Here is a 4,084-nt window from a genome sequence, read left to right on the forward strand (position 1 = left end):
GTTGACGGCTACAAAGTGAAACACTGTCTTCCCTAAATCAATACCGATCGTACGAATCTCCATGGAACACCTCCTTTGCTTACCTCTACACCCTCCGGGAGGGCTTAGGCGGCGGACCATGCCAGTAATTACCTTCTATGCAACACCACGCGCTTCCTGTTGGCAAAAGCGTAATTTCCCAGTTGCCGGTAATACAACTGCGATCGCTGGACAAAGGCGGCGACGTTAATGGGCTTCTGCTTGCCGATAATCGGTGACCGCCACCACAGGTTCATCATAGTCGAGGTCCGGGTCGGAGAGTGCTAACACTTCCATTGACGTGAGCCGGCTCACATCGACATCCATGTTGCGCGTAACTTGCTACGAATCCGCCGAGGCGTGTGATTTGCGTTACGGGATCGGACGAACTCGCATCACCGGTATTCGAATCGGGTTGGAGCTGTTGTGACTTTCAAGGCCGATATCCTTTTGAACACTTGGTGCTTTGCATCTGGCGCACGAGAGGAATCGCGGTCGGCGAGATTACTGGCAGATTGAAATCCAAAGCGCCGGTAATGCGGGTGCGCGAAAAAGTATTACCATCCCGGTATATGCCCTGGAAACGTGCTTCCATCTTTATCTGCCTGATACCTTGCGTGTGTTTGACGCAGGAGGCCAAGAAATCTCCGTCGCCGGATTCATTTCGGAATGAAGCGCTGGTCATCGAACGCTCGGAAACAATGTACCGAATGCACCCTGATGGTACGGGTGAGCGTGACATTCACCTTGTTGTTCGTATCCAGTCACAGGGAGCAGCGCAGCAGTTTGGGGTGCTGTCGTTTGCTTATGCTTCGGCAAATGAAACGCCGCAAATCAAGCTCATTCGCGTGCACAAGCCAGATGGGACGACGGTGGACACACCCGCCGACACTGCAATTGACATGCCTGCCGAAGTGACGCGCCAAGCACCTCTATACAGCGACTTGAAGGAGAAGCATGTGCCGGTGCGATCGCTATCGGCGGGCGATACGCTGGAATACGAGGTGGATACGCGGATTGAGAAGCCGGAGGCTCCGGGAGAATTCTGGGGGGCGACGCACTTTACCCTACCGGGGACGGTGATTGTTGTTGCCGAGATGCTTACGCTGGAGGTCCCAACAGAGAAGTATGTCCAGGTCTGGAGTCCTAATCACAAAGCCATCATTCAGGAGAAGAATGGGCAGCGTACGTACACCTGGAATGTTTCGCAGCTAGTGACGGCTCCCAAGAACACGGATGACGATTCTCCGAAGACTGCGCCGAAAGACCCTGATGAGGATGAGGAAGGCCGGAAGCTGCCTTCTGTGGCCTGGACAACATTTAGGAGTTGGACGGAGGTAGGCGATTGGTATCGGAACCTGGCACAGTCGCGAGCTAAGCCTACCGAGGCGCTTCGAGCGCGAGCACAGGAGATCACGGGCAAAGCTGTGAGCCCAGAAGAACAGGTACGCGAGATTTACAACTTCGTCTCGACTCAGAACCGGTATGTGGGAATCGACTTTGGAATTGGCCGCTATCAGCCCCATTCTGCAGCCGAGGTTCTCGCGAATGAGTATGGAGACTGCAAGGACAAGGACACGCTGCTCGAAGCATTGCTTCAGGCCAAGGGGTTCTCCACGGCTCCAGCACTGATCGGCGTAGGCATTGCGCCAGTCCCTGACGTTCCAACCCCGGCCGTATTCAACCACGTAATCACCACCGTGAAACTTCCGGAAGGCCGCATCTGGCTCGACAGCACTCCTGCGGCAGCGCCATTTCGCTATCTGAGTGCGGTAATTCGCGACCAGAAGGCGCTGATTGTTCCGGCAGAAGAACCGGCGACGCTTGAAACCACGCCTCCTGATGCTCCATACGCATTTACGGCCAGATTTGAAGCCGCAGGGACGCTGGACGCCGAGGGCAAGCTCACTGCCAAGATGAAGGCTACCTACCGCGACGACGATGAGGTTCCGGTGAGAGTGCTGGCGCGAAGCGCTGCACCAGCGGAGAGAGACAAAGTGTCGCAGTATCTGTCGTCATACTCAGGCTTCGGTGGCACGACCAGCAATACTACGTTCAGCAATGCTGAGGACTCCGCACGGCCTGTCCAAATCGCTTACGACTATGCACGACATCCCTATGGCGACTGGGATAATCTGCGCATTCTCCCGCTGTTTCCTGCGCTCGAGTTTGCCCAGTTGTCTTCAAAGACGAGTGCCCCCGAAGAGGACATTCAACTGGAAACTCCTCGCACTTTGACGGCAAGTTCTTCCATTCGGCTGCCTGAGGGATTTCGGACGGACTTGCCTGACCCTATCCATGTGAAGACGGAATTTGCAACAGTCGACAAGACTTATCGCTTCGAGAGCGGAGAGATCATTGCCGAGCGCACGGTAGTCGTTCTGAAGAAGAAAGTTCCGAAGGCAGAATGGAAGAAATACCAGGAATTCACGAAGAATATCAGCCTTGACAGCGACGTGTGGATTCAGTTGCTGCACGCTCCTAAAACCACCGTCGTTACGACAGTAAAGACTGAATCGAAGGGAAAGGAGACTAAGACCGAGGCTAATCCAATGCAGTCCGCGTCGGTGACATCCTTGATGGCAGAGGCTATCGATAGCGTGCGCAACAGAGAATGGGAGCACGCGCGAGAACTGCTGAACCAGGTGGACCAGAAGGATTCGAAGGCGAGGGGGCTTTGGGCGGAGCGTGGGTTCATTGCGGACGTAAATGATCACAATCTGGATGAGGCGAAGGCAGATTACCGCAAAGAGCTGGTTAACGAGCCGGACAATGAATGGACGGTAAATGCATTGTCACGGCTGGAGGCCCGCACCGGCCGTTCGAGCGAGGCCCGCCAGATCGTTCAAAAGTACGTGGACCAGCATCCTGAAAATTCAAGCATGGCTCTTTACTTGGCATCGATACAAAGAAATGCGGACGATGACCAGGGTGCGCTAAAGACGCTTGAGGCCGCATCCGCGCAGCACCCAGAAAATCGCGTGCTTCCGGTTCAGGTGGGAGAGGCGTTGATCCGTCTGAATCGCAAGCAGGAGGCTGCTGCGGCAGCCCGCTCGGCGATGGAAGGCAGCGACGATCCCGAAGTATTGAACGATGCAGCCTATGTTCTAAGCGAGTCCGGGATCGATTTGGCGCTGGCCGAAGAGGCATCGCGGAAGAGTATTGCGAAGCTTGAGTTGGAGAGCGCAGATATAACCACTGCGCAGGCAAACAGTAAGGCTTTTGTTCGCGCGAACCTGTTGATCGCCGCGTGGGACACGCTGGGGTGGACGCTGTATATCGAGGGTAGGCATGAGCAGGCTGAGCCAATCCTGTCTGCAGCGTGGCGTGCATCGTTACGTGCGGAGACCGGTGACCATCTGGCTCAGCTATACGAGGCTGCAGGTCAGCAGCAGCATGCCTACGAACTGTACTTACTGGCGCAGGCTGCAGTAGACAAAAACACGCCCTCCATTACCAAAACGCACGTTGCGGAGAGCGTTGCACGGCTTCGTCCCGCTGGCACAAAGCCCTCGTACTGGCCGAATCCGGAAGGGCTGCAGGCATTGCGGACTTACAAAATCAAGAAGCCTGCGGGCACCAACGGATGGGGCAGTTTCCGGCTCGAAATTACGGCTGATGGAGTGATCGAGTCGCAACAGATGTCAGGCGAACACACGCTCGATCAACTCAAGCCCGCGATCAACGGGATGAAGTTTCCTGAATTGCTTCCCCCGGGATCGAAGGCGCATCTACTTCGAAGCGCGGTGGTCAGTTGCTCGATGGGGAACAACTGCGAGGTCGTGCTTGTGCCGGATGGGGGTTTGCAGACCGAACAGCAATAGAACGTCGGCGGCAGAATTTCGTCTTATTGCGGTCCTGGCCCGGGCCATCGCGCTGCGTGGTAAGGGCGAACCGCTTTTGTTGCTCGGCGAGTAACTTCCGCATAGGCGGTGACTCGCCGTGCGCCGGGATAAACCGACGTGTTGCAGGGGTGCAAGTCCCTGCAGGAAAGGAAATAGCGAATCCATCCTGACCTCTAGTCTTGCGTGGCACATCGTGAGGTGTGTGGCGAAGCGTAGATCGA

At 55.8% G+C, this 4,084-nt stretch carries 2 protein-coding genes; one reads left to right on the plus strand and one right to left on the minus strand.

Features of this window, described 5'->3' with window-relative positions:
- Positions 1-451: 451 nt before the first annotated feature.
- Positions 452-703 carry a hypothetical protein gene (locus tag WCA10_RS03625; protein ID WP_472821128.1) on the minus strand — a complete coding sequence of 84 codons (252 nt, stop codon included), beginning with the start codon at positions 701-703 and terminating at the stop codon, positions 452-454.
- Positions 704-728: 25 nt separating this feature from the next.
- Between WCA10_RS03625 and WCA10_RS03630 the strand changes: the two genes are divergently transcribed.
- Positions 729-3,842 carry a DUF3857 domain-containing protein gene (locus WCA10_RS03630; protein WP_472821129.1) on the plus strand — a complete coding sequence of 1,038 codons (3,114 nt, stop codon included), beginning with the start codon at positions 729-731 and terminating at the stop codon, positions 3,840-3,842.
- The last annotated feature ends 242 nt before the right edge of the window (positions 3,843-4,084 follow it).

The sequence above is a fragment of the Occallatibacter sp. genome (assembly GCF_049582745.1).
Classification (GTDB): domain Bacteria; phylum Acidobacteriota; class Terriglobia; order Terriglobales; family Acidobacteriaceae; genus Telmatobacter.

What these genes read in the sequence shown, in the direction of transcription:
- WCA10_RS03625 (WP_472821128.1), bottom strand. Translation starts at nt 703, where the DNA reads ATGACCAGCGCTTCATTCCGAAATGAATCCGGCGACGGAGATTTCTTG.
- WCA10_RS03630 (WP_472821129.1), top strand. Translation starts at nt 729, where the DNA reads ATGCACCCTGATGGTACGGGTGAGCGTGACATTCACCTTGTTGTTCGT.